This is a genomic window from Pseudomonas fluorescens, from assembly GCF_902498195.1.
Lineage (GTDB): Bacteria > Pseudomonadota > Gammaproteobacteria > Pseudomonadales > Pseudomonadaceae > Aquipseudomonas > Aquipseudomonas fluorescens_BU.
The window spans coordinates 349267-361961 of record NZ_CABVIY010000004.1; the positions used below are offsets into that span (position 1 = coordinate 349267).

The following is a 12695-nucleotide window of genomic DNA, read 5'->3' on the forward strand; positions in this document are numbered from 1 at the left end:
TCCTGGCATCCTCATAAAGCGCTGCTCTAGCTTGTAATAGCATCGTCGCTTTGCTGACGCCGAACGCATTCCCCCCTGTAGGAGCGAGCCCTGCTCGCGATGGACGCCAACGATGACGCGGGCTGTCTGGATGATCGCGATGTCCGGGTGTTTTTCGCGAGCAGGCTCGCTCCTACAGGGGGCGCGTAAATCCGGGAAAGCAGGTCGTCTATCAGGCCGCCTCGCTTTGCTGACGCCGAACGCATTCCCCCCCTGTAAGCGAGCCCTGCTCGCGATGGTCGTAAACGATTACGCGCCCTGTCTGGATGAGCGCGGAGTCCGGGTGTTTTTCGCGAGCAGGCTCGCTCCCACAAGGGTTTGGCGTTACGCAGCGCCAGTCCGCTCGTCCCGCCAGCCCGTCACGCAGAATAAAAAAGATTGAATAATCACATAAAATGTTATTTAAATAACAAAACAAGATCGCCCGGTCAGCCGGATCAAGGTGGAATAGCAATGAGCAAGATCGCAGTCATTGGCAGCAACATGGTGGACCTGATCACCTACATCGACCGCATGCCGGCCCAGGGCGAAACCCTGGAAGCGCCGGGCTTTGCCCTCGGTTGCGGCGGCAAGGGTGCCAATCAGGCCGTGGCGGCAGCCAAGCTCGGGGCCGATGTGCTGATGCTGACCAAGGTCGGCGATGACATGTTCGCCGACAACACCCTGGCCAACTTCCAGCGCTTTGGCATCGACACCCGCCATGTGCAGCGCGTCCCCGGCGTGTCCAGCGGCGTGGCGCCGATTTTCGTCCAGGCCGATTCCCACAACAGCATCCTGATCGTCAAAGGTGCCAACGCTCACCTCGTCCCGGCCGATATCGACGCCGCCGCCCAAGCGCTACGCGCGTGTTCGCTGATCGTGCTGCAGCTCGAAATCAATGTCGACACCGTCTACCACGCCATCGAGTTCGGTCGCGAGCACAAGATCCCGGTGCTGCTCAACCCGGCACCGGCCCTGTCGGGTCTCAGTCGTGAACACCTGGCGCAACTGGATTTCCTGGTGCCCAACGAGTCGGAACTGGCGCTGATCACCGGCCAGGCCGTGGACTCGCCGGAATCCGCCGCCAGGGCGGCGCGGACCCTGGTGGCCAGCGGCATTCGCCATGTGATCGTCACCCTCGGCCAGCAGGGTGCGTTGTATGTCGGCGAAGAGGGCGAGTTCCGGATTCCCGGCCTGCGTGTCGCCGCGCGCGATACCACGGGGGCAGGGGATGCGTTCATCGGCTGCTTCGTCCAGCACTGGAGCCGCGACCGCGATATCCGTGCCGCCATGACCCAGGCCGTGGCGTACTCCGCCTGCTCGGTCACGGGCCTGGGCACCCAGACCTCCTACCCGGACGCTTCCACCTTTGCGCAATTCCAGCGCAGCTTCGATGCCCAGGCGTCGGACTGATCCCACCGCAGCACCTTTCCCACACCTGACTCGGAGAACAACAATGACAAAGCCTCCGCTCCAACAGACAGCCGATGGTTTCTACCTGAACCGCACGCCCTGGTTCGCCTTTATCCTGCTGTGCAGTATTTTCGCGCTCTGGGCGGCGGCCGCGAGCATGAATGACGTGCTCATCGCGCATTTCAAAAAGGCGTTCCTGCTCAGCGATTTCCAGACGGCGTTCGTGCAATCGGCGTTTTACCTGGGCTATTTTTTCGTGGCGATTCCGGCCGCGCTGGTGGTCCGGCGCTTCAGCTACAAGACCACCATCCTGATCGGCCTGATGTTGTACATGTTCGGTTGCCTATTGTTCTTCCCGGCAGCGTCCACCGCCAAATACGGCATGTTCCTGCTGGCGCTGTTCGTGATCGCCGCCGGCCTGTCGTTCCTGGAGACGGCCTGCAACACCTATTCGACCCTGATGGGCCCACGGGAAACCGGCACCCGTCGGCTGAACATTTCCCAGACGTTCCACCCGTTCGGTGCGATGGCCGGGGTCTACGTCGGCAGTTTCGTGATGTTCAAGGACACCGATGCGACCCACGAACAGCTCACGCAGATGAGCGCCTCGGAGGCGGCGATCCAGCAGCTGCAAATGATCCAGTCCACCTTGCTGCCTTACAAATGGATGATCGCGGTGCTGGTGCTGATGTTCATCCTGATCGCCATCACCCGGTTCCCGGCGTGCAAGGGCAATCAGCCGGTCAGCAAGAAGACCGCCAGCCTGGGTGAAAGCCTGTCGCGGCTGTGGCGCAACCCGCGCTTCACCTTTGGCGTGCTGGCGCAGTTCCTGTACGTCGGTGCCCAGGTGGGCGTGTGGAGTTTCACCATTCGCCTGGCCATGCAACTGGGCGGGATGAACGAGCGCAGTGCCTCGTGGTTCCTGTTGACCACCTTCGCCGCCTACTTCGTCGGCAAGCTGATCGCCAACGTGCTGATGCGCAAGCTGCACCCGGCCAAAGTGCTCGCGGTGTACGGCGTGCTGTGCATTGTGTTGCTGGCCTACACCATCCTGGTGCCGAACATCACGGCGGTCTACGCGGCGGTGGGTGTGAGTGTGTTCCTCGGCCCGTGCTGGCCGACCATCTACGGCCTGACCATCGATGGACTGGGCGAAGACACCGGTGTCGGCGGTTCGCTGCTGGTGATGAGCATCGTCGGTGGCGGAGTGATCCCGATCTTCCAGGGCCTGCTGTCCGACTACAGCGGCGGCAACATGCAGCTGGCCTACAGCGTGCCGCTGCTGTGCTTCATCGTGATCGTGGCCTACGCGGTGCGTTGCCTGCGTCAATCACAAAGCGGGCGCGCACCGGTGGCGGCGGCGGTGGTTTCATGAGCACGCACATCCACCTCTATCCCGCGCTGTTCGGCGAAGCGCGCAAGACCTTGCTCCAATCCGTTGATTTCAAGGTCAGTGCCTGGGTCTATCCCAGTGGGGTGCTGGCCGTTGAATTGGTCAACCGTCGTGGCCATCTGGTGGTGCTGCCGTATCAGGGCCAGATGATCTGGTCCGCGGTGTTCGACGGTTGCGACCTGACCATGAAAAACCTGTTCAGCCAGCCCCGGCCCAGCCCGACGGTGCTCGGCACCTACGGCTGCTTCATGTTTCACAGCGGCCTGCTGCGCAACGGCTGCCCGAGCCCCGGGGATGATCATCCGCTGCATGGCGAGATGCCGTGCGCGGCCATGGATCGCGCCTGGCTGGAAGTGGGTGAAGACAGCGCCGGCAGTTTCCTGCGCCTGGGCGGCGAGTACGAATACGTGCAGGGTTTCGGCGATCGTTACCTGGCGAGCCCGAGCGTGACCTTGCGTGCCGATTCCGGCCTGTTCGATATCGATATGCAGGTGACCAACCTGGCGGCCAAGCCGATGGACCTGATGTACATGGCGCACATGAATTACGCCTATGTCGACGGCGGCCGGTTCATCGAGCCGCTGGGGTTCGAGGCTGTGCGCCTGCGCAGCAGCGTGCCGGCCCACGTCAAGCCGACACCGGCCTGGAGTGAATACACGGCGCAGTTGGCGCTGGAGCCCGGACAGTTCCAGCGCCTGGACCAGCCGGCGCTCTACGACCCGGAAATCGTGTTCTTCTTCGACGGCGTGCGGGCTGACGCGGCCGGCCATGCGCATTTTCTGCTGAGCCACCCCAACGGCGCGGCGTTCTACACCGGCTATCGCCCCGAGCAATTCGAGCATGCCGCGCGCTGGGTCTTGCACAATGCCGATCAACAGGTGGCCGCCTTCGTGCTGCCGGCCACCTGCGAGCCGGAAGGCTATCGCGCCGAGTCCGCCAAGGGTCACGTGCGCTCGCTGGCGGCAGGGGATACAGCGGCGTTCAGCGTGACCACCGGCTACCTCAGCGCCACGGAGCAACAGGCCCTGGTCAGATGATCAACTGCGCGCCACTGGCGGCGATGGCCTCGCGGTAGGCCTTGGGGATTTTCTTGTCGCTGACCACGTACTGGAAGTCCTGCAAGTCGGCGAAATGCGCGGTGCGCACGGTATCGAACTTGCTGTGGTCGGCCAGCAGCAAGCGCTGCTGGGCCTGGCGCAGGACTTTCTGCTTGACCTCCACTTCATTGAAGTTGAAGCAGGTCACGCCGAAGTCCTGGCTGATGCCGGCCGCCGAGACGAAGGCCCAGGTCAGGCGCACCTTGTCGAGGATGCCGGCTTCGGCCGAGTTCTCGAACACCTGGTTGGTGCGGTGGAACGTACCGCCGCACACCACGATCTGGCAGTTGGGTTTTTGCGAGAGTTTGAGCAGCACGTTCAGGGAGTTGCACACGGCGGTGAACGCCAGCTCGTCGGGAATGAAATCGACCACGAAGGGCGTGGTGGTGCCGCAGTCGAAAAACACCGTATCGCCCGGCTTAATGAACCCGGCGGCCAGTTTGCCGATCCGGCGTTTCTCTTCGACATGCCGGGTGTCTTGCTCGGCCACGCGGTAATCGCCCGGTTCGTTGCCATCGTGGATGCGGGTGATGTAGCCGCCGAGCAGGCGCAAGTGGTCGGTGTACTTGCTCAGGTCGCGGCGCAGGGTCATCTCCGACACGTCGAGCAGGGCGGCCATTTCCCGCAGGTGGATGGCGCTCTGGTCTTGCAGGGCTTGTTGAATAAGCTTGAGGCGCTCGGCTTTTTTACTGTCCACAGGCATTCCGGGGGTTGATTGTTGATGTTAAATAAGTAACATTAAATGTGAGTTTTGTAACGTTTTTGCGCGATTGATCCTCGATTGTGGCGCAGGGGCATTTGAATACACAAACAGGAGTTTTTGCCATGGCACACCTCGAACCCCAGGCACTGGCGCAGTTCATCGATCATACCTTGCTGGCGCCGGACGCTTCGCGCGAACAAATCGCTACCCTGTGCCGCGAGGCGCAGGAACACGGGTTTTATTCAGTGTGCGTGAACTCCGGGCAAGTGCCCCATGCGGCCCAGTGCCTGGCCGGGCATCCGGTCAAGGTGTGTGCGGTGGTCGGCTTTCCCCTGGGCGCCGGGCTCAGCGACAGCAAGGCGTTCGAAGCCGGGCGGGCGATTGCCGCCGGGGCGGGGGAGATCGACATGGTGCTGAACATCGGCTGGCTGAAGGACGGCCTGTACGACCAGGTCCAGGCCGACATCGCGCTGGTCAAGCAGGCCTGCGCCGGCGTGCCGCTGAAAGTCATCCTCGAAACCTGCCTGCTGACCGATGCCGAAAAGATCAAGGCCTGTGAGATCTGTCGCGAACTGAAAGTCGCGTTCGTCAAGACCTCCACCGGTTTCAGCCGCAGCGGCGCGACCGTGGAAGACGTCACCCTGATGCGTCGCACGGTCGGCGCGGGGATCGGGGTGAAGGCCTCGGGCGGCGTGCGCGATTACCCTACTGCTCTGGCGATGATCGAAGCCGGCGCCACGCGCCTGGGCACCAGTTCGGGCATCGCCATCATCAGTGGCGCGCAGTCGGCGGGCGAGGGTTACTGAGCGACGCTCAATACAATCTTGCCCACGTGATCGCCGGCTTCCATCCGCGCATGCGCCCGGAATGCTTCGTTGAGCGGGTAGACCTTGTCGATCATCGGCAAGCAGCGACCGGCGGCCAGCACCGGCCACACGTGCTCGCGCAGTTGTCGGGCGATGGCGGCTTTTTCTTCCCGGGTGCGTGAGCGCAACAGCGAACCGGTGACCGTGGCGCGTTTGGCCATGATGCCCAGCAAGTCGACGTCCCTGGCGATCGCGCCGCCGAGGAAGCCGAGCATCACCAGCCGGCCTTCGAGGGCCAGGGCCGCGACGTTACTGTTGAGGTACGAACCGCCCATGATATCGAGCACCACATCAACACCCTGGCCGGCGGTTTTCTCGGCGATCACCTGGGCGAAATCCTGATCGCGATAGTGGATCGCTTCGGCTCCCAACTCACGAATCACCGCGCACTTTTCATCCGTGCCCGCCGTGGCGAAAGCCTGGATGCCGAATTCGCGGCAGAGCATCAGCGCGGTGGTGCCGATGCCGCTGGTGCCGCCATGGATCAAGGCCCGTTGACCCTGGCGCGCGCCGCCCATCTCGAACAGGTTGGCCCACACCGTGAAGAAGGTTTCCGGAATCGCCGCCGCCTGTTCCCAATTCAGGCCTTCGGGAATCGGCAACGCCTGGCTGGCCGGGACGACGCAATACTGCGCATAGCCGCCGCCGTTGGTCAGCGCGCAGACCTTGTCGCCCACCTTGAATTCGCTGACGCCGTCGCCAACCGCGACCACTTCACCGGCCACTTCCAGGCCGGGGATGGGGTTCATGCCGGGCTTCATCGGGTATTGGCCGGCGCGTTGCAGCACATCGGGGCGATTGACCCCGGCGGCGTGCACACGGACCAGCACTTCGCCGGCGCCCGCCGTGGGCACGGGCACCTGGCGCGGTTGCAGGACGTCCGGGGCACCGGGTTGGGTGATTTCGATGTGGGTCATGGTTTGCGGGAGTGTCATGTTGGATACCTGTTGTGTACGAGGGTTTCAGATCGGAATGTTGAGCCATTGTGGGAGCGAGCCTGCTCGCGAAGGCGCCGGCACATCCAGCATTGTTGGCGCCTGACACTACGCTTTCGCGAGCAGGCTCGCTCCTACAGTGGATTTGTGCTGTTCATGCGGTCGTTGGGCAGGCACAGCCAACTCCAGCAATAACGCCACGACAATCGCCCCCGCCGCCATCACGAACATCAGCGCATGATGCCCGCCACTGGCGTTGAACAACGCCGAGTAGGCAAACCCGGAAACCGCCTGGAACGTAGCGAATGAAACCGTGGCGCGGCTCCAGGCGATCTGTTGCTGATGATGCCCGGGGATCAGTTCGTGAACCCGGGCAAGCGCCAGGGGCACGATGCCCGGCGGGAACGAGCCGATGATCACCGCCAGCAACGCCAGTGCCGCGAACGAGCTGGACACCGACAGCAGGCCCACCGCGATCGCCTGCACCGCCAGGACCAGCCGAATACCCAGCTTCGCCCCCAGCTGGTCGGCCAGGAAGCCGTAGATCACCGGCCCGACAATCGCGCCCAGGCCGTACATCACCCAGACCAGCGCACCGACGTGTTGCCCGGCACCGAGGCCGCGGGCGACGTAATCCACCAGGAAGACCATGGCCGGCACCAACCCGGCCGCCATGAATGCGTATTGGGCGAACAGCAGGTACACCCCCGGATTCATCGGGGCCGGCGTGGACTTGACGGGGGTCGTTGCTGTCGCGGGTGCGGCCGACGGCCAGCCAAACCAGCTGGCCGCCGTCAGCACCAGCGCCAGTACGCCGAGACCGAGCCAGGTCTGCTGCAAGCCCAGGCTCAGCAGCGGCGGTACGATTGTTCCCGAGCCGGCAATGCCCAGGCCGATCCCGAGAAAGATCGCGCCGCTGGCCAGGCCTTTGCGCGAGGCCGGGACATGGGGCAACACCGTCGCCGCCACCAGCACCATGATCGCGCCACCGGCGATACCGGACAGCAAGCGCCAGCCGAAGAACCAGCTCACCGACAACGGAAAGGCACAGGCGAAAAACGCCAGGGTCACCGCCAGCATCATCAGCCGCAGCGCGGTGCGGTTGGAGGTGCGGCGAGCCAGCGGATGGCCGATCAGGGCGCCGATCAGGTAACCCACCAGATTGGCGGCGCCCAGGTACACCACGTCGCTGGCGGAAAACCAGTGGGCCTGGATCAGCGAGGGAATCAACGGCGTGTAGGCAAAACGCGCCAGGCCGATGCTGACCAGGCTGGCGCAGAGGCCGGCGAAGATCGGCAGCCAGATCGAATTGCCGGGAGGAGACGATGGGCGCGACATGAGCGATGTCCTGAGCGATTTCAATGACGTCCAGCATAACGGGGTTAATCGATGCAATAATGCTGCGATTACACTTTGCTGTGATGCATGAATGCATCACCTGGGAGAGGCCATGAATTGGGATGACGCACGGGTATTCCTGGCGGTTTGCCGCGAATCGACCCTGCGCGGTGCCGCGCGGGTGCTGGGTGTGGATCAGGCAACGGTCGGCCGGCGGATCACGGCCCTGGAAAAGTCATTGAGTGCGACGCTGTTTCTGCGCACCTCCGAAGGCTATGCGCTGACGGCCGTGGGCGAAGCGGCCATGCGCGCCGTGGAGAAAATGGAGCATTCGGCGCTGGAGCTGGAGCGTCGGATCCAGGGCCTCGACGACCGGTTGACCGGCGTCGTGCGAGTCACCACCACCGATTCCCTGGCGATTGATTTCCTGATTCCGGCCATTGCCCGCCTGCACCAGCGACACCCCGATGTGCGGGTGCAACTGGATGCCTCGACACAATTCCTCAGCCTGGCCAAGCGCGAGGCCGACATCGCCGTGCGCAACACCCGGCCAGACAACCCCGACCTGATCGCCCGGCGCATCGCCCGTTGGCCGATAGGCCTGTTCGCCTCGCAAGGGTACGTGGATGCGCACGGCGTACCGGCGCCGGGATCGGCGTTCGAGGGGCATGACCTGGTGGTGTATCAGCCGTATTTGCAGGGCACCAAGGACATGACGCTGGTCAGTGAACCGGTGAGCCGTGGGCGGATTGTCTCCAGCCTGAGCTCCAGCCTGCTGGTACGCCGATCCATCGCGGCGGGGATCGGCATTGGCGAAATGTCAGTGTACATGGGGGAGAAGGATGGCCTGGTCCGGCTGTGGCCGGAGCGCACCCGGCCATTGCCCTACGACGTGTGGCTGGTGACCCATGCCGACTTGCGGCACACGGCCAGGGTGCGGGCGGTGATCGATGAGATTGTCGAGGGGTTTTCCGGGACGGGTGAATGAATGGGCGGTTTTCCTGTAGGAGCTGCCGGAGGCTGCGATCTTTTGATCTTGCTGGTGAAAATCAAAAGATCGCAGCCTCGTTGCACTCGACAGCTCCTAGAGGGGTTTATGGCATTTCCGGCAATTCCTGTGGCCGCAGATCAAACACCAGCACCTCGGCATCCACGCCGTTGCCCAAGGTCAGCAACTGTTCGTCGCGGACCCGCACGCCGTCACCTTCCTGCAAGCGCATGCCGTTGAGTTCGACACTGCCACGCGCCACATGCACGTAGGCATAGCGGTCAGCGGCCAGTTCCAGGGCGGCGCTTTCCTGGCCGTCGATCAGCCCGGCATACACGCGTGCATCCTGGCGCACCTTCAGCGAACCCTTGGCGCCGTCCGGCGAGATGATCAGTTGCAGGCGGCCGCGTTTCTTCTGCGGGCTGAAATGCTCTTGCTGATAGCGCGGCTTGGCGCCGCTGACGTCGGGCACGATCCAGATTTGCAGGAAGTGCACCGGGCGTTTGTCCGAGTGGTTGTATTCACTGTGCGCCACGCCACTGCCGGCGCTCATCAGCTGCACGTCGCCGGGGCGGATCACCGAGCCGGTGCCCAGGGTGTCCTTGTGTTCCAGCGCGCCGTCGAGCACGTAGGAGAAAATTTCCATGTCGCGGTGCGGGTGCTGGCCGAAACCCTTGCCGGCCGCCACGCGGTCATCGTTGATCACCAGCAGGTCGGAAAAACCCTGCTCCTTCGGGTTGCGGTAGTTGGCGAAGGAGAAGGTGTGGAACGACTTCAACCAGCCGTGATTGGCCATGCCGCGATCAGTAGCTTTGCGAAGGGTCAGCATGATGGAATCTCCTGTGGGGACGTGAATTCGTCCGAGTGAGGAGAAGGTTAATGTTTATCGGTTGGTGCAATAAGTAGATGGAAATTGAAATACTGTCTCTTTGAGGTTGACAGTAAAGGACAGACGACGCTGACATCCTTCTTCGCCATAATGCACGGCAATGCCGAACCCATAACCCTGTGGGAGCGGGCTTGCTCGCGAATGCGATATCACATTCATCATCGTTGGTGACTGACACGCGGCCTTCGCGAGCAAGCCCGCTCCCACAGGGGCCGGTGTGCGGTCAGCAGCCCTTTTTTTGAACGTAGTGATTTGAACCCATGAAAACCGTGGCAATGGTGCTGTTCCCCGACTTTCTCCTGCTCGACATGGCCGGGCCCATGGAGGTGTTTTCCATTGCCAACCGCTACCTCAAGCCCGACGAGCACTATGTGCTGACGACCATTGGCACCGAGCCCGGCGCGTTGCGGGCGTCCAATGGCGTCAGCGTGCACGCCGATCTGCAGCTCGATCAGGCGTGTAGCGGTTTCGATTTGCTGCTGGTGCCCGGCGGCCCCGGTGCCTACAACGAGAAGCATCCGCCGCTGCTTGACTGGCTCAGGCACAACGTCAGCCGATCCAGGGCCTACGGCTCGATCTGCACCGGGGCGTTCGTGCTGGGACATGCCGGCCTGATTGACGGCTACCGCGTGACGACGCACTGGCACTACACCGAACGCCTGATCAAGGCCTTTCCAAAGTCCACCGTCGAAACCGACCAGATCTTCGTCCAGGATCGCAACCTCATGACCTCCGGTGGCGTCACCGCCGGTATCGACCTGGCACTGGCGGTGGTCGCCAGGGACCATGGCAAGAAAGTCGCCCAGGACGTGGCCAAAGTGTTGCTGGTGGTGATGAAGCGCCAGGGCGGCCAGGCCCAGTTCAGTCCGTTGATGGCGGCGGTGGCGCCCCAGGAAACGGCGATCACCCGGGTGCAGAACCATGTGCTCGAACACCTCGACGAAACCTTCAGCATCGAACGCATGGCCGGCCTGGCGACCATGAGCGCGCGCCACTTCGCCCGGGTCTTTGCCCGTGAAGTGGGCATGACGCCCATGGAATTCCTGCAAAGCGCCAGGATCGATCGTGCCCGCAACCTGCTGGAAACCAGCGACTTGCCGCTCAAGACCGTGGCCTTCAAAAGCGGCTTCGGCAGCGTGCGGCACATGCGTTTCCTGTTCAGTGAAAAACTCGGCCTGACCCCGAGTCAGTACCGTGAGCAATTCAGCTGACCCATGGGCCTTTTTGTGTGATCCGGGCAATGCGCAGGATCAGGTTTCAGTCGTGGTTTTTAATCTGGGTGTTATTTAAGTCCTACAAGTTGTCGCGAATATTCCTACAGTAGTTACTTGTTGTTTTATTATTTAATGGCGCTCAACTTCTATCGATTGAACATGCAGTGATGTTTGTGGTCTCGTGCCCGGCGTGGCGCGCTTCAGCGCCATGTCACACGAAACTGGACAGTTGCTGGCCACAGGGGATGAGCAGTTCATGAATACAACAAGGCACAGGTGGCTGGTGTTGGTCATTGTTTCAATGGCGTGTTTGTTAGTTGCCATTGACATGACGGTTCTCTATATCGCTTTACCTGCTTTAACCCGCGAGTTACAGGCCTCCAGCTCCGAAAAGCTCTGGATCGTGAACATGTATCCACTGGTCATCGCTGGATTACTGCTAGGGGCTGGCACTTTAGGCAATCGAATCGGGCATAAGCGCCTTTTTATCAGTGGCCTGTTCATCTTCGGCGTGGCGTCGTTACTGGCGGCGTTTTCTTCCTCTTCGCCCATGTTGATTTTTGCCCGCGCGCTGCTGGGCGTCGGGGCGGCCGCCATGATGCCCACGACACTGGCGATCATCAGTTCAACCTTCGAAGATCACAACGAACGATCGATCGCCGTTGCTATCTGGGCAGTTGTTGTTTCGGGCGGGGCGGCAGTTGGCCCGTTGATCGGTGGACTGTTACTTGAGTATTTCTGGTGGGGGGCGATGTTTGTGATCAACGTTCCAATCGTTTTGATCGCGTGCTGGCTCTCGGGAAGACTGATCAAAAATATCAAGAACGATTCGGCTCAACCCTGGGACCTGATCGCTTCACTTCAGATCATGGTGGCGTTAATCAGTCTGGTGTTTGCGATCAATGAAATTGCCCGACAGGTACCTTCTTATGAAGCTGTCGCCGTGGCACTGGTGATCTGTATTTCCGTTGCCTTGCTGTTCGCTCGTCGCCAGCGTAGCGAAAGCCCACTGATCGATAGGCAGCTCTTTCGCAATCCCGTCTTTTGCTCTGCTTTTCTGGCCGGGTTGATGGGCGCCGGGTGCCTGGTGGCCATTAACCTGGTCCTCAGCCAGCGACTGCAACTGGTAGTGGGATTATCGCCTTTGCAGGCGGGGCTCTATTTCCTGCCGTTGTCATTAGGCGCCCTTGTTGGCGGCCCGTTGAGTGGCTGGTTCCTGCTGCGTTTCAAGAACGAAGGGTTGCTGGCCTTTGTACTGACCCTGTATGCGGCGGGTATCGCCATGTTCCTGTTGAGCTTCTCCTATCCCATTTTCCTGCAGATGGTTTGTCTCTTGCTGCTCGGTGTTTGTTTTGGCGCCTGCATGACCGCTGCGTCCCATACCATGATGTCTGCAGCCGGGCCCGAGCGTGAGGGGATGGCTGCCTCTTTCGACGACCTCACCGTTCAACTGGGTGGAGCACTGGGAATTGCAATCATGGGCAGCTTGATGTCGATCGTTTACAGCCGCACATTGTCCATCCCTGAGGACACCTTGAATGCCGAGTCGGCCCGGGACGGCATCGACAGCGCGATATTGATGGCCGAACAGTTTCCAGGGGCGGTTGGCGATTCACTGGTCATGAATGCACACCAGGCTTTTGAAAACTCTGTTTTTTCGGTGCTGGCGGCGGCGATTATCGTGTTGCTGGTGATCGCGGCATGGGTCCGATTCAACGTCAGTCGCGCCATCAAGCCTGCGGTTTAGCGGATCTGGTTGGCCGTTTTGCGCACCGTAATGGCCGTGAAGCTCCCCCCGTGGCGGTTGTGTCGTCACCGAGTCCTGCCAAGATAGCCGTGAA

The 12695-nt window shown here is 61.7% G+C and carries 11 protein-coding genes; 7 read left to right on the top strand and 4 right to left on the bottom strand.

Features of this window, described 5'->3' with window-relative positions:
* Positions 1 to 492 precede the first annotated feature (492 nt).
* The 3 genes from rbsK to F8N66_RS16830 are packed head-to-tail and all read left to right on the top strand — an operon-like array spanning position 493 to position 3861.
* Complete coding sequence (rbsK, locus tag F8N66_RS16820; RefSeq protein WP_150771246.1) at positions 493 to 1431, top strand: ribokinase; 939 nt, start codon at positions 493 to 495, stop codon at positions 1429 to 1431.
* A 43-nt stretch (positions 1432 to 1474) separates the two neighbouring features.
* Positions 1475 to 2806, top strand: a complete 1332-nt coding sequence (fucP, locus tag F8N66_RS16825; RefSeq protein ID WP_150771247.1) for an L-fucose:H+ symporter permease — start codon at positions 1475 to 1477, stop codon at positions 2804 to 2806.
* On the top strand, positions 2803 to 3861 hold the full coding sequence (locus tag F8N66_RS16830) for an aldose 1-epimerase family protein (RefSeq protein WP_150771248.1): 1059 nt from the start codon (positions 2803 to 2805) through the stop codon (positions 3859 to 3861). The genes fucP and F8N66_RS16830 overlap by 4 nt, the downstream gene beginning before the upstream one ends.
* Here the strand turns inward: F8N66_RS16830 and deoR are convergent.
* Complete coding sequence (gene deoR / locus F8N66_RS16835; RefSeq protein WP_191623009.1) at positions 3854 to 4624, bottom strand: DNA-binding transcriptional repressor DeoR; 771 nt, start codon at positions 4622 to 4624, stop codon at positions 3854 to 3856. The two genes, F8N66_RS16830 and deoR, sit on opposite strands and share 8 nt — an antisense overlap.
* Positions 4625 to 4746: 122 nt before the next feature.
* Here deoR and deoC point away from each other — a divergent pair, with 122 nt between their 5' ends.
* Positions 4747 to 5430 carry a deoxyribose-phosphate aldolase gene (gene deoC, locus F8N66_RS16840; protein WP_150771250.1) on the top strand — a complete coding sequence of 228 codons (684 nt, stop codon included), beginning with the start codon at positions 4747 to 4749 and terminating at the stop codon, positions 5428 to 5430.
* On the opposite strand, the gene F8N66_RS16845 is transcribed toward deoC, so the two are convergent.
* Together F8N66_RS16845 and F8N66_RS16850 are read right to left on the bottom strand one after the other, a co-directional pair.
* On the bottom strand, positions 5424 to 6425 hold the full coding sequence (locus F8N66_RS16845) for an NAD(P)H-quinone oxidoreductase (protein WP_150771251.1): 1002 nt from the start codon (positions 6423 to 6425) through the stop codon (positions 5424 to 5426). The genes deoC and F8N66_RS16845 overlap by 7 nt on opposite strands.
* 108 nt (positions 6426 to 6533) lie before the next feature.
* Positions 6534 to 7763: a YbfB/YjiJ family MFS transporter gene (locus tag F8N66_RS16850; protein ID WP_224790494.1), complete on the bottom strand. Its 1230-nt coding sequence runs from the start codon at positions 7761 to 7763 to the stop codon at positions 6534 to 6536.
* Positions 7764 to 7875: 112 nt separating this feature from the next.
* Here F8N66_RS16850 and F8N66_RS16855 point away from each other — a divergent pair, with 112 nt between their 5' ends.
* A complete protein-coding gene (locus tag F8N66_RS16855) occupies positions 7876 to 8751 on the top strand; it encodes a LysR family transcriptional regulator (RefSeq protein ID WP_150771252.1) in 876 nt (291 codons plus the stop codon).
* Positions 8752 to 8857: 106 nt separating this feature from the next.
* On the opposite strand, the gene F8N66_RS16860 is transcribed toward F8N66_RS16855, so the two are convergent.
* Positions 8858 to 9580 carry a pirin family protein gene (locus F8N66_RS16860; protein ID WP_150771253.1) on the bottom strand — a complete coding sequence of 241 codons (723 nt, stop codon included), beginning with the start codon at positions 9578 to 9580 and terminating at the stop codon, positions 8858 to 8860.
* Positions 9581 to 9900: 320 nt separating this feature from the next.
* On the opposite strand from F8N66_RS16860, the gene F8N66_RS16865 reads away from it, so the two are divergent.
* Together F8N66_RS16865 and F8N66_RS16870 are read left to right on the top strand one after the other, a co-directional pair.
* On the top strand, positions 9901 to 10851 hold the full coding sequence (locus tag F8N66_RS16865; RefSeq protein ID WP_150771254.1) for a GlxA family transcriptional regulator: 951 nt from the start codon (positions 9901 to 9903) through the stop codon (positions 10849 to 10851).
* 193 nt (positions 10852 to 11044) lie between these two features.
* A complete protein-coding gene (locus tag F8N66_RS16870; protein ID WP_224790495.1) occupies positions 11045 to 12601 on the top strand; it encodes an MFS transporter in 1557 nt (518 codons plus the stop codon).
* Positions 12602 to 12695 lie beyond the last annotated feature (94 nt).